Below are 19,203 nucleotides of genomic sequence, written 5' to 3' on the forward strand. Positions count from 1 at the left end.
GCGTCGCACGAACCCGCTTCCGACGCGATCCCGATGCCTACCTCACCGCCCTCGAACGCCAAGCCCAACAGTTAGATTTGCCAGCCTAGAAAAAAAGCATGAGCCGGGCTGGGGGCGACGAGGCATGAGGTACCCGGCCTCTGAGAGGCTGGAGATCATCCGGCTCGTCGAGCAATCCCACCTGCCGGTGCGTGCCACCATTGTACGATCGATGCAATACCCGCTCAATTTTAGCGATGCTACGAACGCGGCTGAAATTTACGCCTGTCATTCTCATCCAAGTTGGGGGGTGAACAGAACATCTCCCTCACCAAATTCGACTGAGGGGCTGTTAATCAAATGGGACAGGTTGTTAAGCTTGCTTCCGGCGCAACAGAGCAGGACATCAACAGAGCTTTGGTCGCGCTCAAGGATGGCGACACCTTGGTTCTCCCTAAGGACGCGGTGATCAAGATCACATCAGGCATCAAGGTCGACGTCAGCGCACGCGACATCACCCTCGACCTGAACGGCAGCACCCTGCAGCAGGCGGGCAATGTCACGGTGCTCAACGGCTATGGCGCGCACGTAGACGCCTCGGCTGTCGGCCTCTCCAAAAATGCCGCTGGCGATGCGGTCGTCACTTACGCAAACGCCCAGAGTTCGCTCAAGGTCGGCGACTGGATCAAGGTTTTCGCCGACGACGGCATACCCCACGGCTTCCAGACCGGCGACACGCCGACCCGGCTAGGCCAAGCCCTGCAGGTCAAGGCCATCGACGGCGGCAAGGTCACCCTTGATGGCGCCCTCGTCTACCAGGAGAGCTACCAGACCAATATCCGCGCGTCGGAGTACAACAGCGGCCAGCTCGTGGTCCGCAACGGTACCGTCCAGGGCGACCAGAGTCATGCAGACTGGAAGTCCGACCTCGTGCAGATCCGCAGCGCCGTGGACGCCAAGGTCGAGCACCTGACCGTCCAGAACGGCAACTCGATGGGCATCAACATCGTCGACTCCGTCGACGCCCTCGTCCAGGACGCCACCGTTCGCAACCTCAAGGACAATCCGAGCCAGGGCTATCTCGGCTATGCCGTCCACTCGGCGAGCTCGACCGGCACCACAGTCGTCGGCCTCTACGCCGATAAGGTTCGCCACGCCACCGATGACAACGCAGTCGGCGTCTCAGCCGGTCACCCCAACCCGTCCAAGTACGGCGCCGACATCGGAATGACGGTCAAGGACTCGGTGGCCTACAATACCACCTCGTTTGCCTATGGCTGGCACTCGGAAGGCGTGAACGGCACCGTCACCGACTCCCTGGCCTTCGACTCCATGGGCTTTGTCGGCGGACGTGGCACCGGCAACAGCGTCAGCGACAGTGCGGGTGCGAACCTGCTCAAGGGCATCCTGCTCTACGAGTATGGCGACGGCGATGGTCGAGGCCTGACCTTCGACAACATCAGCCTGAAGGAGGTGCGCGACTACGCCTACTACACCTCCGGGTCACCGCTCGACAATCTGATCAAGAACAGCACCTTTGAGGTGCTTAACAAGGTCACCAGCATCGGCACGGCCGGTGTGCTGGAGAACGTCAAGGTCATGCAAGGTAAGTTTGCGCTCAGTGACCTAGTGGTCGGCACGGACAAGGCCGATAAACTCCTCGGCGGGCAGGGCAAGGACATTATCCTTGGTGGCGGGGGCGACGACTACATTTGGGGCGGTGCGGAAGCCGACATCCTCACCGGCGGCTCGGGCCATGATCGCTTCGCCTACCATAAGCTCAGCGAGGGCGGCGATACCATTCTCGACTTCAATCCCACTGTCGACGTGATCGACGTTTCGATCCTGGCGGCGCAACTCAGGTGGACGGGCGACTTCCTGAACAAGGGCTATCTGCGCGTGGTCCAGGATGGCCTGCAGACGCTGATCCAGGCGAACGACGATGGCCAGGCGAACGACTACGTGACCATGGCCAAGCTTCTCGGTGTTGATGCGAACGACATCAAAGCCTCGAATTTTCAGGCCACAATCAGCGGCCTGCCGCTGACAGAGACGCCCTCTGAGACCCCCGCCACCTCGCCGGCGGCCCAACCCGCATCCGCGGCACCTCTGCCGAGCAAGCCTTTGGAGAGCGCCACTCCCACCGCGGAGACCTCCACCTGGCACGATGGCAGCGCGGTTTCGACGACGCTATCGGGCTACGACCTGAAAGCGACCGAGACGGACTTGGCCTATCTCGGAACCAGCGCATTCTCTGGGGTGGGAAATGGTCTCGACAACCACCTCAGCGGTGGGGCTGGAGCGGACAGGCTCGAGGGCAAGGCCGGAAACGACATCCTCGATGGCCGGGCGGGAGCCGACGTCATGATCGGCGGCGCAGGCGACGACACCTACATCGTCGACCATGCCGGCGATGTCGTGACGGAGTTGGCCGAAGAGGGCACCGATACCATCAAGACCTCGCTGCAGAGCTACACGCTCGGCACCAACGTCGAGAACCTCACCTACACCGGGGCGAAGTTCATCAGTGCCGTGGGCAATGAGCTCAGCAACGTTCTGACGGGAGGAGCTGGCAACGATAAGCTCGACGGCAAGGCTGGCGCCGATACGATGATCGGCGGCTCAGGCGACGACACCTACACGGTCGAGAATGTCGGCGATGTGATTGTCGAGCTGTCCGGCGGGGGTAACGACCGGGTCTTGTCCAGTGTCAGCTACACTCTCTCGGAGAATATCGAGACTCTCCAGCTGACCGCCGGTCTCAGCATCAACGGCTTCGGCAATGCCCTGGCAAACACGCTGATCGGCAATTCGGGGGCGAACATCCTCGATGGGGGGGGCGGCACCGACGTTATGACCGGCGGCAAGGGCAATGATATCTACGTTGTCGACAATGCCGGCGACAAGGTGTCGGAGCTTGCTGGGGAGGGCATTGATACCGTTCAGACGTCCCTGCAGGGCTACACGCTCGGCGCCAACATCGAGAACCTTCTGTACACCGGCGCCAAGAGCTTTACCGGTATCGGTAACGAGCTCAACAATGTCCTGACAGGTGGAACCGGCAACAATCGCCTCGATGGCAAGGCTGGCGCCGACACCATGATCGGCGACGCTGGGAACGACACCTATGTGGTGGACAATGTCGGCGATGTGGTGATCGAACGCGCCGGCAACGGGAATGACCGGGTACTTTCCAGCGTCAGCTATACCCTGTCGGACAACGTCGAAACGCTGCAGCTCACCACGAGCTTGAGCAACAATGGGACGGGCAATGCCCTTGCCAACGTGCTGATCGGCAATAACGGCGCGAACATTCTCGACGGCCGCGGGGGGGCCGACGTTCTAACGGGCGGGAAGGGCAACGACACCTTCGTCTTCCGGGCAGGCGAGACTCATGGCGACATCATCACCGACTTCACCGGCGCTGGTTCAGCAGTGGGTGATAAGATCCAGTTTATGGGCTACGGCAAGGGAGCTTACCTCGTGCAGGTCGATCACTCGGACATCTACCAGGTGCACGGCGGGGTGGGACACCAGTCCCTGATCGAGACGATCCAGATCGCCAATGTGGTCCATCTCGACCTCGCGACCGGCGGAAGTCACAACGACCTGCTGTTTGTCTAAAAGGTTCGTGGGGGTCGAGGGACCGTCAGGGGAGGCCGTTCAAAATACAGAAGCCTCAGGTTTGAACGCAAGACGGCCTTGCTCATGCAAGACCTCTCGCTGGCTGAGCATTATGGGACCCTCATAGCTATCAGCTGGCCCGTATGGCTCACCCGCAGCAGAGAGGTGAGCCATACGGTTTGGTCTGCTTCTCCTCAGGCGAACAGCAGCACGTCGTTGTGGCCTGCGCCCGTGAGCAGATCGAGGTTGGTCACGCCCACGAGTTGGAACGTCTCGCTAACGCTGCCATGAGCCGCGTCCGCCGTGATGGTGTAGAGGTCCGAGTTTGCCGCATGGGTGAACGTCGCTCCGGCACCGAAGCCGCGGAACTCCAGGTGATCGCCGATAGTGGCACCAGCACCAGTGAAGTCCGTGACCTTGTCGCCCTGGGTTTCGCCGAGGCGGAACACGAAGGTGTCGTTGCCGCCTCCGCCCGTCAGCGTGTCCGCACCGCCCCGGCCATCGAGAACGTTGGCGCCAGCATTACCAATCAAGGTGTTAGCAAGAGCATTGCCGGTGCCGTTCACGTTCTTGCTGGCGCTAAGCTGCAACGTCTCGACATTGTCGCTCAGGGTATAACTGACACTCGACAGCACTCGGTCTGTGCCCTGTCCTACCAGTTCCAACACCACATCGCCGGCGTTGTCGACCACGTAGGTGTCGTTGCCCAAGCCCCCTATCATGGTATCGGCGCCCGCCTTGCCGTCAAGCCGATCGTGGCCGGATCCACTCGTCAGAACATTCGCCAGCTCATTGCCGCTCGCGGTGAAGTTCGCCGCGCCAATGAAGGTGAGGTCCTCGACATCGGCCCCTAGCGTGTACGCGGTGAGGGTTGTCTGGACCGTGTCGACCCCCTGTCCAGCCAGTTCCACCACCACATCTCCGGTATGATCCACGATGTAGGTGTCATCGCCCAGCCCGCCCGACATCAAGTCGGCACCCGTGCCACCATCAATCGTGTCTGCGCCGCTGCCGCCCGTCAGCATGTCATTGCCTGCACCGCCGCTGATCGCGACCGCAACGCCGGCGAGCGAAGCGTTGATGACGTCGTTGGTACCGGTGCCGAACAGCTTGGTGCCGGCGAGCGGATCGACGTCCGTCCATTGGATTCCGGCGGTGAAGCTAATGTTGCTTCCTGTAATCTGGAGTTGCTCGGTCCCATGGACTGAAAATTCCGGCCCCGCGTCCCCACTGGTATCGAACATGATAAGCCCGGCCTGGTTGCCGCTCACCCGCACTTCCGGCGCCGACATCTCGAAGCGATCCTTGCCAGCAAGCAAATACAGTGTGTCATAGCCAATCGAATAGGCGTCCTTCGTCACGCCATTGAGGGTTAGCGTGTGCGTGGCGATGTTATAGGCCGCAGCATCGTCGCCCATGGTGCCGAACCCGATGTCAGCAAGCGTTACGTTGCGAACGTCCACACTGACAAGCTGGCTCGAGGTGTTTACGCCATCCGAGGCGATGATCTGGACCTGATAGTTGGGCGCATGGGCCTGGTTTTCGTAGTCAGGCGCGTTGATGAAGTGCAACTCGTTGTTGTTCTTGATCTCGAACAGCGCACCGTCGCCAACCGACGCGTCGATGGAAAAGACGATTGCCTCCCCGGTGCTGTCGGCGTCAGTGGCGGCCAGCGTTTGGACGAATCTGGTATTCTCATCGACGACAGCGATGGTCGACGAAGCCAGCACGGGCGCGGTGTCGTTGACGTCCGTAACCGCGATCGAGAAGTCTTTGATGAACTGATGCCCGTCAGAGTCCGTGAGCAGGACCTTGATGGTGAGGGCCTTGTCGGTTTCATAATCGAAGGCACCAGTTGAAAACAGCTTGTTGGCCACGATCACGAAGCGGCCACCGGCGTCGTCGAGCAACGCCCATTGATTGATCTCCGAGACATCGGGATCAACGCCACTTAGCGTTCCCACGAGGGTATTCGCAGCCATACCCTCTACTATGGTCTTGTTATCCAAGAGCGCGTCCGTCGGAGGGCGGTTGAGTACGTCTATGAAGGAGGTTTGGTCGTCGAAGGACACGCGCTCCATGTTCTTGACGTAGTCGCGCCACTGCGACGCGCCCCGCAGATCCTGAACCCGCCAAGTGTTGTCGTTGATGCGAATGAAGCTGTAGTCGTCGCGGTTGCCATCGTAGAGTAACACGTCGTTGCCGTCGCCACCATCGATGGCATCGTTGCCGGGCCCACCCATGATGGTGTCGTCGCTGCCGCCGCCCCAGAGATTGTTATTCGAGGCGTTGCCGGTGATGGTCAGCGACATGCTCATCAAGCGACCGTCAACGTCGTCGAAGCCCGAGACCGTTGGCAGACCGAGCGACTGATCAGACTGCGAGAGATCGATGGTATCGTTGCTCTTCAGAAGCAAGACGTCGCGGCCGGAGCCGCCCTGGAGATTAGAAGCGACGCCGCCGTAATAGACGACCGTATCGTTACCCGCGCCGGCATTGATGCTGTCCGCACCGCCGAGCCCATCGACATAGTCGTCACCCGCGTCAGTATTAATCGTGTCTGCACCGAGCGTTGGCAGAGGCTGACCGGAGATCGTATGCGTGCCATCGACGTAGTCGGCGCCCGTCGTACCAACGATCTTGCCACCCTTGGCATAAGAGATCGACCCAGTCGGCACCGTTCCTGTCGCTACAGGCAGCGCAGTCGGAGCCGCTCCGCCCGAGAGCGTCATTTGCACATTGTCGACGGTCAAGGAGGTAGCGTTTACGTTTTGCAATTGGGCGATGGCATAATAGTCGCTGCCCAGCACAGGCGCGACCATGACAGACGTGTCAGAGCCGACCTGAACAAACTGGACGTAGCCTTTAGCGACGAAATCCCCGCTCCAGCCGTAGCGGGCGCCTAGGATTACGACATCGAGTGTGTCACCTCCAGCACCAGCCTGAAAGTCGGTAATGACATCAGCGGAATCGAAGCGGTCGAAGATAAACCGGTCGCGGCCCGCTCCACCTGTCAGCTTGTCAAGCCCCTCGCCACCCCAGATATAGTCGTCGCCATCACCCCCACTTATGGTGTCGACGCCGCGCCCACCGAGTAGGCGATCGCCCTGACTGCTACCATTGATGATGTTGTCGTCGATTCCGTTCCACTTGATGACCGAAGTGTTGATGAGCTGAGTTGTTCCAGGATTGCCGTCACGCAGATCGTATTCGAGGTAGCTGTTCTTGATGATGTTGTTCGCCGGGTCCCCGGTCACGACATAGACGTAACGACCGGCTTCGCGAACAATGACGTTGTCGACTACCGTATCACGCGAGTCGCCGTATCCATACTCCATGTACTGGAACCCACGCTCATCACCAACGCTGCCTGAATTGATGAGCTGATGGCCAACACCGCGAAAACCAACGAAGCCATGGGATTCGAAGGACATCACATTTTCGAGCACACCGTTTCGCCCTTCCGAGTGGAAGGAGTACGAGAATGCGGAGGCATAGTAGGATACCGTATCTTTGACGTGCAGGCCGATGTCGGCACCGTACGATGCAAGATTTGGATTGTTGATTCCCGATACAACGCCATTGTCGTCGGTCGCGTGGCGCACCCGCTCAGCGTAGAGGCCTATAACGGTGGTGCCGATCGAGCTGGCCGAGTGGACGCCATAGCCGTAATGCCCGATTGTAACATCATCAAGCAAATTTATGGCCACGCTGTCCCTGACTGCTGCGTTTACTGTATTCGCAAGGTTAATCCCCATTGAATTGCCATCGCGGACAGTCACATGGCTTATGTCGGGCGCGATTGCATTGCGGACGTTGACCAGCGGACTGATCCACTCAGAATGCGCTTGATCCCCGACAACGGTGCCATTCGAGAGCTTCAGGGCTCCGCTTTGGATTTCGCCGGCCCGAAGGTTTGTCAGATACTGGTCGGCATAGAGTGGCTTCCCCGCCAGCTCAACGGTGTTGCCGTTGATCGCGGTGATCTGCATCGATTGACCCAAACGGGTCGGCTCTTCGGTGTTCCGATTATCGTATGGCAGGACGTCGTCGGATACGATCTTGATCCAGTCGCCAACCTTAAGATTGGCGATAGCCCCGGTGAAAGTCACCTTGGCGTTCTCTCCGGAAATATCGAGAGCGACGTTCTGAGTGTTGATGATAGATCCGTAACCGCTGATAACGCTATTGTCCGCCACCTGCTTCAGGGTGGAGCCATTCATTTCGATTGTTATATTGCGGTTGGTCACGTCGATCTTAAGGCCATCGACGATGTCAATTGTTTCGTTAGCAGGAAGGATCAAAGTCCCGCCGCTCTTCAAGAGGGCAAGCGCCTGGGCAATGTCACTTTCGTTGGCGCCCGCCTGCAGTTGAAGTACGTCAACCATAAATCTTTTCAACCTCTAAAACGCAGTTTCTGCAGTACCACAAGAAACTGGAAGTGCAAATTACGTAGGTAGCGACAAATCCGCCATTTTTTAGGCGTTCGGAAGCAGACGTTTCCTTGGTAGCTAGCTGTCTGGATGTGAGATCTCTTTGGGGTGTGCGACGGCCTGCAGTGCTCGTTTGATGCTGGTGCGATTGGGTGGTTTGTAAGTTGGATTGGCCAGCGCCGGTTCGGCTTCCAGGCGCTGACGCAGGACGGCTCTTCCGATCTACCGGTCTCACNTGTCTGGATGTGAGATCTCTTTGGGGTGTGCGACGGCCTGCAGTGCTCGTTTGATGCTGGTGCGATTGGGTGGTTTGTAAGTTGGATTGGCCAGCGCCGGTTCGGCTTCCAGGCGCTGACGCAGGACGATTTCGGGCGAGAGGCCGTTGAGCACGCGCTGACGACGGCTGTTGTAGGCCGCGTTGAACCCACGCAAGACGATCTCCAGATCGCTGTGGCTGTAGAGCGTGAAGCCCAACACTTCGCGCTGCACCCGGCCGTTGAAGCGCTCGACCATGCCGTTGGTCTTGGGTGTATAGGGGCGCGTCTTGCGATGCTGCACACCGTGCCGCTCGCAGGCAGCCTCGAAGGCATCGGCCGTGAAGCTAAGAGCCGCGGTCGGTCAGAACAGGGGTGACCTGGAACGGAAAGGCACCGAGCGCATCTGCCAGGAAGGCAGTGGCGGACGCCGTGGTCTCGTCGTCTTTAACGGCGAGGTGCACGTAGCGGGCGGCGCGGTCGATGGCGACGTACAGGTAGCGTTTGCGCAAGACGCGATCGCGGTCCTGCACTGTGGGCAGGTGCTTGATGTCAACGTGGATGAAGCCGACCTCGTACTCCTTGAAGGTACCGTGTGGTTTGCGAGCCTGCCGGGAGGGGGCAAGCGGTTGAGCCCCTCCGCCTTGAGGATGCGATAGACCGCATCCCGGTTCAGGTGCGGCAGGAAATGGCAGACGACGAAGGTCAGCGCGTCNGGGGCAAGCGGTTGAGCCCCTCCGCCTTGAGGATGCGATAGACCGCATCCCGGTTCAGGTGCGGCAGGAAATGGCAGACGACGAAGGTCAGCGCGTCGAGAGGAAGCTGGTGCTGCGGCGGGACTCGGGAAGCAGATCAAGGCGCTTAATTCGCCTGCTCACGACTTACAGCACATCACGCCAAGACTGCCAAAAGAAGGCTCTGGGAGAGGCGAGCAAGACGCTTACCGAAGGCCCCGCGCTTGTGTATCGCGGCGCAATCAACTATTGATCGCCCTTGCTGGAACGAATTGGAAGGTGAGCCTGATGAAGGTGGCCGTCGCGGGTCTTGGATATGTCGGTATTTCAANAGAGGAAGCTGGTGCTGCGGCGGAGCGCACACACGATGGCGCGCTCCTCGTCACTGGCGCGCCAGGAGAGCTTATGGGGCCGAGCCGAACGATCCTGGCAATCATCCGGGCCACGCTTGCGCCATTTGCGGACGGTCTCGGCGGAGATGCCGTAGCGTTTGGCAAGTGTGCTCGAACTCTCGAGTGAACGGGCGATCTCAGCACGGACGGCCGGGGTGGTCCGCGCCTGGGGATGGATGGCAAGCATCAGCGGACCCTCCTGCCTGCACGACGGCGTACATGTTCAAAGCGCCATGCATAGACTTCGATCGCCCAGCGCGCCGCATCCCAACGATGTTCCGCAACCAAACANGACCCTCCTGCCTGCACGACGGCGTACATGTTCAAAGCGCCATGCATAGACTTCGATCGCCCAGCGCGCCGCATCCCAACGATGTTCCGCAACCAAACACCACAACCAGTTGTAGAACTTCATCGCCAGCCCGGCCTGGGACGACGGCCCGCTCTGGACGGAGCTGGCCCGTCAGCCGGATCGGCTGGTTGGCGGATCCGATGCTTGCTTGGTGATCGACGACACTGCCCTGCCGAAGAAGGGCACGCGCTCGGTCGGGGTGGCGCGCCAGTACTGCGGTGCGCTGGGCAAGCAGGCCAACTGCCAGTCTTTGGTCTCCCTTACCCTGGCGCAGGGCGAGGTGCCCGTGCCGGTGGGCTTGCGCCTGTTCCTGCCCGAGGCGTGGACGAGCGATCCGCAGCGATGTAGGCAGGCTGGCGTGCCCGAGGCCGCGACCGCGCCGCGGACCAAGGGCGAGATCGCGCTGTCGGAACTCGATCGCCTGCAGGCTGCCGATCTACGCTTCGGCACGGTGCTGGCGGATGCAGGCTACGGCGTCAGCGCCGCCTTCCGTCACGGCCTGGATGCAAGGGGCCTGCGCTGGGCGGTGGGCATCGTGAAGAACCAGAAGGTCTACGCAGCCGACGTGCGGCTCGTGCCGCCGACGGGGCGCGCCCGCAAGCCCTCGCCGGACCGGGAGCCACGTGAGGCCGAGGCGGTGCTGGCCGACCTGACCTAGCGACGCGTGACGTGGCGCCAGGGCACGAAGGGCAAGCTCTCGGCCCAGTTCGCCGCCATCCGGGTGCGGGCCGGCGACGGTCCGGTCGGGGGCAACAACCGGCATCTGCTGGGCGCGAACATCTGGCTCGTGGGCGAGTGGCGCTCGTCGGGTGAGCGCAAATACTACCTATCCAACCTGCCGGCCGAGACGGCACGGCGCGCCCTGGCAGGCACGATCAAGTCGCGCTGGGTCTGCGAGCAGGCCCACCAGCAGCTCAAGGAAGAACTCGGCCTCGACCATTTCGAGGGACGCTCCTGGACCGGGCTGCATCGACACGCGCTGATGTCGTGTATCGCCTGCACCTACCTACAGAACCTGCGCCTCGCCGAACATCGTCGGACGGGGCGGGGAAAAAATAACGACCCGCCTTCCGGGGTCACCGCCATCACCCAGCCTGCCCGCCGTGCGGCAGCCATCATCGGTCATCTGTTCGCCAGCCTCGTCCCGCCAGTCCTGTGCCCACACTGCCAAAGACGCTTCACGCTGCCCTATAACATCAAAGTGCCCAGTTGGTGCTAGTGCTCTGAGTTAGAAATCTGTTTTCAGAAGCGGGCGACATTGGCCAAGATTGCGTCAGCGGACTTGGTCCAGACGAACGGCTTGGGATGAGCATTGGTCTTGGCGATGTCATCGCGGATCGCCGCCTCCTGATCCTCTGTGCTGGTGAAGGCGCCACGCTCCAGCCGACGCCGGCTCAGCACCGAGAACCAGCACTCCACCAGGTTGAGCCACGACGCGCTCGTCGGTGTGGAATGAAGATGAAACCGAGTATGCTCAACCAGCCAGTCGTGCACCAACTTCGTCTTGTGCGTCTTCAGGTTGTCGAGAACCAGATGCACCTCCAGATCCGCTGCAACGGATTGCTCGACCTGATCCAGGAACGCGCGGAACTCGGCGCTACGATGGTGGCCTTCACACCGGCCAATGACGGTGCCGGCCTTGACGTCGAGGGCCGCGAACAGGTCGAGCGTCCCATGTCGGCGATAGTGGTGAGTGGTTCGCTCGGCGTGGCCCGGCCGCAGCGGGTAGGCCGGCGCCGTGCCCTGCACCGCTTGGATCTGGGGCTTCTCATCGACGCACAGCACCAGAGCGCGGTCGGGCGGAGCGAGGTAAAGGCCGACCACGTCACGGACCTTCTCGATGAAGGCGGGATCGGACGAGAGCTTGAAGGTCTGGGTCCGATGCGGTCGCAGCCCGAAGGCGCGCCAGANAAAGGCCGACCACGTCACGGACCTTCTCGATGAAGGCGGGATCGGACGAGAGCTTGAAGGTCTGGGTCCGATGCGGTCGCAGCCCGAAGGCGCGCCAGATGCGCGGGACCGCGCTCTGGCTCATCCCGCTCCGCTGCGCCATCGCACGGGTGCTCCAGTGCGTGGCTTGGCGCGGAGCTTCTTCCAGGGTGAGGGTGACGAGACGCTCGACCGCCTCGTCATCGATGCGGCGGGGTGCGCCGGACCGGGGCGCATCGACTAATCCCTCGAGCCGGCTGGCGGCGAAGCGACCGCGCCAAAGGGCCACCGTCTGGCGGCTGACACCGAGCGCCGTCGCTACGCCGAGGTTGGTGGCACCCGGCTCGGCGCAGGCCAGGATGATGCGCAGGCGCTGGGCCAGCGCCTGCCCGGTCCCGTGTCGGCGCAGCAGGCGCTGAACCTCACCCTGCTCGTGCTCGCTCAGAGCAAGGGCGACTGCCTTCGGACCACGCGACATGGCGCACGACAATTACGGATCCGCGCTCGCAGCGCATCCGGGCTAGTCGCAGGGGCGGCCAGATAACGACCTCGAGCTCGCAGCTCATGTCAGTGCGACGGCCNCACGACAATTACGGATCCGCGCTCGCAGCGCATCCGGGCTAGTCGCAGGGGCGGCCAGATAACGACCTCGAGCTCGCAGCTCATGTCAGTGCGACGGCCTGCCCGCACTCTCCGTGCTCCCGGTGCCCCATGGCCCGGATCAGCAGAAGCTAGCGGCTTCAACTGATCTCAGGAACGGTGCACCGCCAAGCATCATGCCGGATAACGCCTATATCGAGTCGTTCAACGGCCGCCTACGAACGGAATGCCTGAACGCATCGTGGTTCCTGTCTCTGGCTGATGCCCGCGACCGCATTGAGGACTGGAGGTGCCACTACAACGACAATCGCCCCCACACGGCACTGGGCGGCTTGACGCCCCGAGCCTTCGCCAACCAAGCTGTCACAGCCCGAGAACTTGCATAAGCCGTGGACCACAAACGGGGTCAACTCCAGGCCTGCCGCGCACTAACTTTACCCTTGGACCACCGCGTGGGGCCGATCACNAGCCCGAGAACTTGCATAAGCCGTGGACCACAAACGGGGTCAACTCCAGGCCTGCCGCGCACTAACTTTACCCTTGGACCACCGCGTGGGGCCGATCACACCACCAAGATCCATGCCCTCATCGATCGGTTCTGCCGCCCGCTCGCCTTCTTGCTGACGGGCGGACAGGTGGCGGACTGCAAGGCAGGCGCACAACTCCTGGAGCGCGCGCCAACGTGCCGGATCCTGTTGGCCGACAAGGGCTACGACAGCGACGCCATCCGTCGTCAGATCGAGACGGCGGGGGCGGCACCCAACATCCCGCCAAAGTCTAACCGGCGATGGAAGCTGTGCTTCTCCCCCGTCCTGTTCAAGGGTCGCAACGCCATCGAGCGGATGTTCGGGCGCCTCAACGACTTCCGCCGCATCGCCACGCATTACGACTGATTGCCACCAACTACCTGGCGACCGTCTGCATCGCAGCAACCGTCAGCTACTGGTTATGAGTCTAGTTCCTAAATATTTCCGCACTCTTTCAAAAAATAGAAAATTTGTTAAGGTGTCCGTCCGATAAATAGAGCTCGACCTGATCAGAAAAATTCGAGACACAGCAATGCCTCAGCTTTGGGTTACTTACGTCGAGCTTGCCGACTATCTCGACCTAGATCATGAAAGCGCTCGTACGATAGTCCACAATCGAAAATGGGATCGACGCCGTTCACACGACGGGCTTACTCGAGTGAAGCTGCCAGCCGACGAAGCTCTCTCTTACATGACAGCCTACGTCAGTTACGCCGCGGCATCGATTTCGAATGATTGGAGGGTAAATTTGAGAGCCTCCTACATACCGTCGATACGCAATAAGAAAGTTGCCTGATACGCGAGCTGTTAAGTCTTGAAGTGAGATAGTTTAGATCGTCGATGAAGCGGCTTAAAGCTATTCCTACCTATATAGCGACGGCCAAGTCGTCTTCGTATCCGGCGGCAGTGAGGCAGTTGCGGCACTCGTCTGGTGTGAAGCGGGCGAAGGCATCGCGGATGGCGGCCCACAGGTCTGGCACGGTTCGGGCACCCACGGTTCGCAGCCGGTGCTTGAGCTTGGCGAAGATCTGCTCGATGGGGTTGAGGTCTGGACTGTAGGGCGGAAGGTACAGAACCCGTGCCCCCACCGCCTCGATGGCCTCGCGCATGCCGGCGACCTTGTGGGCCTGCAGTCTGTAGGGCGGAGGAAAATCAGGCCACGGGGCGGAGTAAATCCAAGCCATTTGAGCTTCACCAAGCCCGCAGAGCCCATCTTTAAAACGACTTTCGGAGCAGACACTTACGCCGATGTAGCATCTGAGAGACTGCGCCTGGGGCCGGTGCGTTGAGGGCGGTTTAGTGGCCTGGATTTGCACTGCCCTCTACACTCTTCTCCATCAGCCCGCGCAGGGCCATGATCTCGTCGGTCATCGGGGGTCTCTCGGGTTCGGGGTTGGTCGTCGCAACCCAACCCTACCCGGCAACCGCCGATGACCACCCCTTAGCTACACCACCGCCTGGGACACGACCACCCTGAGACAATGAACTGTATCGAAAAGGCGTCGTTCTTCCTTACAAACGGGGGTACTTCATGCTGCTGATTGATGACGTCCATGCATTTGGTTAACGCTGCTTTTTTAGAAGCACGTACATCGCGTGCCGATTTATTCTCGTGGTTGCATATGATTTTTGGAGGCATGATCCGAGCCGAACCGCAGCGCGTTTGGATCAGCGATCTTGAATTTCAAATAGCTCTTCCTAAAACGGCATCCGATCATCTTGGATCATATGCGTCGTAGCCTGCGGCGGCGAGATACCGGCGGCATTCGGCTGGCGTGAAGCGTCTGAAGGCTTGTCGGATTGTGTTCCAGAGGTCGCTGATCGTTCGAGCGGCCTCGGCTCGAAGAATGGCCTTGAGCTTGGCGAAGGCGAGTTCGATCGGGTTGAAGTCGGGGGAATAGGCCGGCAGGTAGAGTAGCCTCGCCCCGGCCGCCTCGATGCGTTCGCGGATGCCGCTGACCTTGTGGGCGGGCAGATTGTCGAGCACGACCGTGTCGCCGGGCCTGAGGGCTGGGACGAGAGTTTGTTCGACATAGTCGCGGAAGCGAGCGCCCGTCATCGGTCCATCGAAGAGGGCGGTGGCTGTCAGGCCGCTGGTGCGCAGACCGGCGGTGACCGTGATGGTTTTCCAGTGGCCGACCGGCACCGCGACCCGGCAACGTTCGCCGCGCGGGGCTCGCCCATAGCGGCGGACCATCTTCGTGTTGGTGGCGGTCTCGTCGAGGAACACGAGCTTGTCCGGGTCGAGATCGAGCTGGCGCTCGAACCAGGACAGGCGCGCGGCCTTCACGTCCTCGCGCTCCTGCTCGGCGGCGTGGCCAGTGTTCTTTTGCGCGTGATGCCGTGGCGCTTGAAGAAGCGGGACAGGCTGCTGACCCCGACCCGCAGACCCTGTTCGGCCAGACGGTCGCGCAACTCGTGCAAGAACAGCTCGGGCTGCGCTTCGTAGGTCTGCCGGATCAGGTCGGCCTGCGCCTCGATGGTGTGCGAGCGTTGATCGCCGCCCATCGGCTTGGCGTGTGTCCGACCCTCCTGCACGAAGGTCCCGTGCCAGCGCACGGCGCTGGCCGGGCTGACCTCGAAGCGCCGCGCCGCCTCCCGGCGCGAAGCCCCCGCCTCAATCGCGGCCACGACATGCTCACGCAGATCAACGGACAGGGCAGACGCCATCGGCTCTCCTCCTCGGAAAGCTGTCCATCGAATCACATCACCGCCGCGGCCGAAACCCTAGACGATTCATGTCGATCGGTGACCGCTCTAGTAGATCTGTGCGTCAGATCTACGATCGTTCTTATACGGCAGGTAGGGTAATGCGCCAGTAGGCTTAAAGATAGCAGTAGATCAAGGGAAACCCGGATGATGGAACCTTTTGCTCTTATCGCTCGTTCGGCGTTGTGGCATTTGCGTCGTCTTATCTCATAGATAGACGCGATCGCAGTCGTAAGAGCAGTCGGGAGTCACCAGACGTGGTCGGCTCTTTACCACCCACGCCTCGTGCAACGGGCTTATGACGCATGTCGTTATTGCAATCTCCGTTTGTCATTCGCCACTGAATCCTCAGTAGTTCTCAGCAGCATGGCAGGGATGCACCAATTTGAGACTTGACTTATGGTATATAATTTGCTAAGCCGCATTTGCGGCAGCGCATCAACTTGGCAGGATAGGTCTCAATCCCAGCGATGGAAGAGAAGTCACCCGTCTTTCCCTCAGGGTCACTCGGCAGCGGATCAAATGCGCTTGTAATACCGCCAGTGGGTCTCTGCACACCGTTCCAGCGCGCCAGTAAGCGGAGCCTTGACGTCACCATTGCCCTCGCAGCTCTGGTCCTGTTGAGCCCCCTGCTGCTCATCATCGCGATCCTGATCTGGGGAGGGGACCGTAAGGACCCTGTTTTCAGGCAGACTCGTACCGGCCGCCATGGAGCGACCTTCAGAATTTACAAGTTCCGGACAATGCGCGTGCTCGAGGATGGAGCTGTCGTTCAGCAAGCTACGAGAGACGACGCACGCGTGACAACGATTGGGCGTGTTCTTCGCCGGACCAGCCTTGATGAGTTGCCCCAATTAATCAATGTGTTGAAAGGAGACATGTCCCTGGTTGGTCCGCGCCCACATGCTGTGGCTCATGACGAGTTCTATGGTCGCGAAATTCTCAGCTACCAGCACCGGTTTGCTACTCAGCCCGGCCTAACCGGTTGGGCGCAAATTAATGGATCACGCGGCGAAACGCCGACAATTGACCATATGCGTCGGCGGATCGTCTTAGATCTTTGGTATATCGAGAACCAGAGCCTTGCGCTCGACGTAAGCATCATAGTCCGCACCGCTTGGATCGAGTTGACCCGGCGCGCCAACGCGTATTCGCCTCCAGGATCAGCGGGCGCGTGTGCATGCGCTGGCTCTCGGCGAGGTAGTGGCGGATCGTCTTAGATCTTTGGTATATCGAGAACCAGAGCCTTGCGCTCGACGTAAGCATCATAGTCCGCACCGCTTGGATCGAGTTGACCCGGCGCGCCAACGCGTACTAGGCACAACGATAGCTTTAGAGACTGTGCGCCGGTTTGGCGAAGAAGTCGAGGCGGTTCTAATGAAAAGTGAACACGCCCTTATACGGTAAGATCGCTCGGACACGCGCCATGAAGGGTATGTTTCTAAACATCGTGCTCGGTGGTCTACTGGGCCGGTTTTACAGCATAAACCTTTTTTGGGTGTGCATACCCCTCACGGCAGTAGAAGTTCTCTACTATCGCATCATCCATCATCTATCGGCGGCAGGATGCCTGCGGCGTGGTCTGGTGCTCATTGTTGCTGCAGAATTTGCTTTTCTTCTCGGAGCATTGTTCCGTCCCTTGCGCGAGAAAAGTAGACATAATCGTCAGGGTATAAACTGAAATAAAAATAAATCTTACAGTTGAAATCTTCAGATAAAATAGAAATGAATATTTAATCAATAATTAGAATTACTTAGAGAGAAATAATTTAGAAGCGAATTACATTAACAACCCCGCATTGCTTGGAAGCGTCGCGTTAATCGCTGAAATTTCAAATGCTCGACCAGCCTTCCGCAACAGGCTTGTGCATCAACTTTGCGATCGCTTTCCGGACTGCATCGGAACGTTGCAATTACCCAGGCCCTTGCGCGGGTCGGATTTCGCTGATTCCTTCATGGGATGGGGCGCAGCGATCTTGAGCGGTTGAGCCGCGAGGAGCTGATCGCGACCGCAAAGAGCGGCGCGAGCAATCCAAACCCGGCGGAGCGAAGCCGGGACACGAGGGGCATAGCCGGGCGGGAACGTTCGTTTCAACGAACACATTCGTCTTTCAGCAAAACTCTGGAAATTGCAGGAACTGTGATCTGCAGAACCGCCTCTCGTGTAGGGTGTACGCCGTCTGGTATCACCTTCGTCAGATCTACACCGGGCGAGTGCCACATAGGAGCAATATCAATAAGGCCGACACCCAAACGTTTGCTAATATCAAGATATTGCGCGTTGTAATTGTTTATAAATGGGCGAAGTAGCCAGCGTCGGAGACCTAACGCTGGGCTCATCGTCATTAAATAGATTTTCACATCAGGCACTTCGTTTTTAAGAATTTTTATGATCCGAACATGATTGTCTAAGCTTTCTTTTAGCCAGATTTGATGCCTGACATCTGAGTCATTTATAACAAATTCGACCAAAACAATACTGGGCTTAAACTGAGCGACGCGTGAGATATTTTCTAACCCCCACCGCGATGTCTTTCCACCAGAAGCTACTTTTGCGACTTCAACGTTCTTTTTCCAGATGCTAGAGAGATTATTTTTTAGTTCTATTTGCCAACCATTCTGATTTGTTAAACTTGTGCCAAAAGTAACAATATTGATTGTATTGCCACACTTATTTGATGCTGCGCTATCCATTGCTAAGTCTTGGTGATTTTCGGAGGAAATCGCGATACGGGCCATACATGGAGTAAATCCCAAGGCAATCACGGCGCTAAGGGTCGGCATTTTTTATGAGCATAATCTAGAAACTTTCGACGCTGGAAAACGACGGTTTTTCGGCCTGGGTTGCTTAGGTTGCACAATGCAAATTGAGCTATGACGTCTCATTTGGCTCAGCGAGGCGTCGGCGCTGGCGCAGTCGCGCAACCATGATCGAGAAGCATCTCGGCATGGGCTTTGGGTGCCTGGTATGCGAGCATGTAATACCCTTTGTTCGGATCATCCGGCGAGGCGGCGAAGACCGCAAAGCTCGTCGTGCGCAGATCGGGGTTGCGGCCGGGCAGCTGCATCAAAGCGGCAAAGGGGTTGAAGCTGTCTACCTCCGCCGCGTCGATCCGCCGGGCCATGAAGTAACTCCACTCGAGGCGTACGGCAAACGCGGTCCATGTCGCCCGTAGGTGGGGAGCGTAACGGCGCAAAGCGGCCTCGACTGTCGGCTTGATACAATCAAGGTGGATGTGCAGCTGGTCTTGTGTCCGACCATTCTCGGCGTTCACCGCAACGCCAATTTGCTCAACAGGTAATCGTCCTCCGAGAGCCGAGAGCACATAGGAGCGGGCGGCGAGTGCGGCTTTCCAGTAGACATTGCCGGCCGCCTGTTGGAGTTGGGGCGCTTCCAGTCCGGCCACGGGCGCGGTTGGCATGACGACGGTGTGGGTTGGCTGACCGGGTGCCCGCAGCACGGCCGTTCCGGGACGCTCCTTGTCGCCGAGGTCGACTGCTAGGCAGGGAAATGCGCGGCCGGTGGTCTTGTTCGTCAGAAGACATCCCTGGAGGGCGACCCAAAGAACGTCGCGGTAGGGGTTTAGGTTGGCCAGGGCCGGTATCGCCACCATTGTGGCCCCCAGCAAGAGCACCTTAAACTGAAACGCAGCTTTCACGTCGGATGAAT

8 protein-coding genes and 6 pseudogenes are annotated in these 19,203 nt (G+C 59.6%); 6 read left to right on the forward strand and 8 right to left on the reverse strand.

Going from position 1 to position 19,203, the window contains the following annotated elements; genetic code table 11:
- Positions 1–396 precede the first annotated feature (396 nt).
- Positions 397–3,603, forward strand: coding sequence for a calcium-binding protein (locus ASF41_RS14760; RefSeq protein ID WP_056494423.1), 3,207 nt, complete (start codon positions 397–399; stop codon positions 3,601–3,603).
- A gap of 194 nt (positions 3,604–3,797) precedes the next feature.
- On the opposite strand, the gene ASF41_RS14765 is transcribed toward ASF41_RS14760, so the two are convergent.
- Together ASF41_RS14765 and ASF41_RS26670 are read right to left on the reverse strand one after the other, a co-directional pair.
- A complete protein-coding gene (locus tag ASF41_RS14765) occupies positions 3,798–7,991 on the reverse strand; it encodes a hypothetical protein (RefSeq protein WP_056494426.1) in 4,194 nt (1,397 codons plus the stop codon).
- A 281-nt stretch (positions 7,992–8,272) separates the two neighbouring features.
- Positions 8,273–8,594, reverse strand: a pseudogene (locus ASF41_RS26670) (integrase core domain-containing protein); the annotation flags it as partial.
- A 1,229-nt stretch (positions 8,595–9,823) separates the two neighbouring features.
- Between ASF41_RS26670 and ASF41_RS23895 the strand changes: the two are divergent.
- A pseudogene (locus ASF41_RS23895) lies at positions 9,824–10,962 on the forward strand (IS701 family transposase); the annotation flags it as partial.
- A 48-nt stretch (positions 10,963–11,010) separates the two neighbouring features.
- Here ASF41_RS23895 and ASF41_RS26145 read toward each other — a convergent pair.
- On the reverse strand, positions 11,011–11,678 hold a 668-nt coding region (locus ASF41_RS26145; protein ID WP_244479668.1), incomplete at its 5' end, for an IS630 family transposase.
- Position 11,679: 1 nt separating this feature from the next.
- Positions 11,680–12,175 (reverse strand): annotated as a pseudogene (locus ASF41_RS26150) (IS630 family transposase); the annotation flags it as partial.
- 289 nt (positions 12,176–12,464) lie between these two features.
- Between ASF41_RS26150 and ASF41_RS23900 the strand changes: the two are divergent.
- Positions 12,465–12,683: pseudogene (locus tag ASF41_RS23900) on the forward strand (transposase); the annotation flags it as partial.
- A 165-nt stretch (positions 12,684–12,848) separates the two neighbouring features.
- A pseudogene (locus ASF41_RS23905) lies at positions 12,849–13,249 on the forward strand (IS5 family transposase); the annotation flags it as partial.
- A 441-nt stretch (positions 13,250–13,690) separates the two neighbouring features.
- Here the strand turns inward: ASF41_RS23905 and ASF41_RS14805 are convergent.
- Positions 13,691–13,957 (reverse strand): annotated as a pseudogene (locus tag ASF41_RS14805) (transposase); the annotation flags it as partial.
- Between the two features lie 581 nt (positions 13,958–14,538).
- Positions 14,539–15,494, reverse strand: a protein-coding gene (locus ASF41_RS23910; RefSeq protein ID WP_156653313.1) for an IS630 family transposase whose coding sequence is annotated in 2 segments (ribosomal slippage) — positions 14,539–15,155 and positions 15,155–15,494 — 957 coding nt in all. Because the reading frame shifts where the segments join, the coding sequence is not laid out codon by codon here.
- 509 nt (positions 15,495–16,003) lie between these two features.
- Here ASF41_RS23910 and ASF41_RS23915 point away from each other — a divergent pair.
- The gene (locus ASF41_RS23915) at positions 16,004–16,753 is read left to right on the forward strand and encodes a sugar transferase (protein WP_082504472.1); all 750 of its coding nucleotides are present in this window, start codon (positions 16,004–16,006) and stop codon (positions 16,751–16,753) included.
- Positions 16,754–16,959: 206 nt separating this feature from the next.
- Positions 16,960–17,214: a hypothetical protein gene (locus tag ASF41_RS23920; protein ID WP_082504475.1), complete on the forward strand. Its 255-nt coding sequence runs from the start codon at positions 16,960–16,962 to the stop codon at positions 17,212–17,214.
- A gap of 410 nt (positions 17,215–17,624) precedes the next feature.
- Here ASF41_RS23920 and ASF41_RS23925 read toward each other — a convergent pair whose 3' ends face one another.
- Both ASF41_RS23925 and ASF41_RS14820 read right to left on the reverse strand, forming a co-directional pair.
- Positions 17,625–18,272: an SGNH/GDSL hydrolase family protein gene (locus ASF41_RS23925; RefSeq protein WP_162242121.1), complete on the reverse strand. Its 648-nt coding sequence runs from the start codon at positions 18,270–18,272 to the stop codon at positions 17,625–17,627.
- Positions 18,273–18,424: 152 nt separating this feature from the next.
- A complete protein-coding gene (locus tag ASF41_RS14820; RefSeq protein WP_244479669.1) occupies positions 18,425–19,192 on the reverse strand; it encodes a CDP-diacylglycerol diphosphatase in 768 nt (255 codons plus the stop codon).
- Between the last annotated feature and the right edge of the window lie 11 nt (positions 19,193–19,203).

Origin of the sequence: Methylobacterium sp. Leaf111 (assembly GCF_001423285.1) — a bacterium.
In the GTDB taxonomy this organism is placed as follows: Bacteria; Pseudomonadota; Alphaproteobacteria; order Rhizobiales; family Beijerinckiaceae; genus Methylobacterium.

What these genes read in the sequence shown, in the direction of transcription:
- ASF41_RS23920 (WP_082504475.1), top strand. Translation starts at nt 16,960, where the DNA reads ATGAAGGGTATGTTTCTAAACATCGTGCTCGGTGGTCTACTGGGCCGG.
- ASF41_RS14765 (WP_056494426.1), bottom strand. Translation starts at nt 7,991, where the DNA reads ATGGTTGACGTACTTCAACTGCAGGCGGGCGCCAACGAAAGTGACATT.
- ASF41_RS23915 (WP_082504472.1), top strand. Translation starts at nt 16,004, where the DNA reads ATGGAAGAGAAGTCACCCGTCTTTCCCTCAGGGTCACTCGGCAGCGGA.
- ASF41_RS23925 (WP_162242121.1), bottom strand. Translation starts at nt 18,272, where the DNA reads ATGGCCCGTATCGCGATTTCCTCCGAAAATCACCAAGACTTAGCAATG.